The organism is Methylobacterium sp. 22177, assembly GCF_052045615.1.
Lineage (GTDB): Bacteria > Pseudomonadota > Alphaproteobacteria > Rhizobiales > Beijerinckiaceae > Methylobacterium > Methylobacterium radiotolerans.
This window is the reverse complement of the sequence record NZ_JBQEPK010000126.1, coordinates 1-538: the sequence shown is the minus strand read 5'-3', so window position 1 is coordinate 538 and position 538 is coordinate 1. Positions and strand designations below refer to the sequence as shown.

The 538-nt window shown below is 69.3% G+C and carries 2 protein-coding genes; one reads left to right on the top strand and one right to left on the bottom strand.

Annotated elements, in window-relative coordinates:
• Positions 1-343, bottom strand: a 343-nt coding sequence (locus tag ACTJK8_RS32360; protein ID WP_440763211.1) for a transposase, incomplete at its 3' end; no start/stop codon positions are given.
• Here ACTJK8_RS32360 and ACTJK8_RS32355 point away from each other — a divergent pair.
• A partial coding sequence (locus ACTJK8_RS32355; protein ID WP_440763210.1) for a hypothetical protein occupies positions 320-538 on the top strand: 219 nt, incomplete at its 3' end. The genes ACTJK8_RS32360 and ACTJK8_RS32355 overlap by 24 nt on opposite strands.

Sequence of the window (538 nt, the reverse complement as noted above, 5' to 3'; positions counted from 1 at the left end):
CGCGTGCTCCAGCGTCATCTTGGTCTCGCCCTCGGTGGTGCACCCGCTGCCCGTATGGCGCAGCGTCTCGATCGATGAGCGCACGACCGACGGCGCGGATCACGCCATGATGATGGGCGACGATCGCACGTAGGGCGACGCCGAGGTTACGCAGCAGGTGAAAACGATCGAGGACATGCTGGGCCTGCGGCGCGCCATCGCGGGCGCCCTCGGCGAAGACGTCGGCGCGGTCGTGAGCGATGACCTCGATGCCCGGATGAGCGCGCAGCCACGCGGCGACGCTCTCGGCGTCACGATCGAGCAGGAGATCGAGGACGGTGTGACGTTCGAGGTCGACGACCATGCTGCCGTAGCTGCGCCCGCGCTGCCAGGCCCACTCGTCGATGCCGACGATGCGGGGCTCGGGCTGTGTCGGCAGAGGCGCCGCACGCACGAGGCGCACGAGGGTATCGCCACTCACGGGCATCGCGAGACGATGCGCCATACGGGCAGCGGGTGCACCACCGAGGGCGAGACCAAGATGACGCTGGAGCACGCG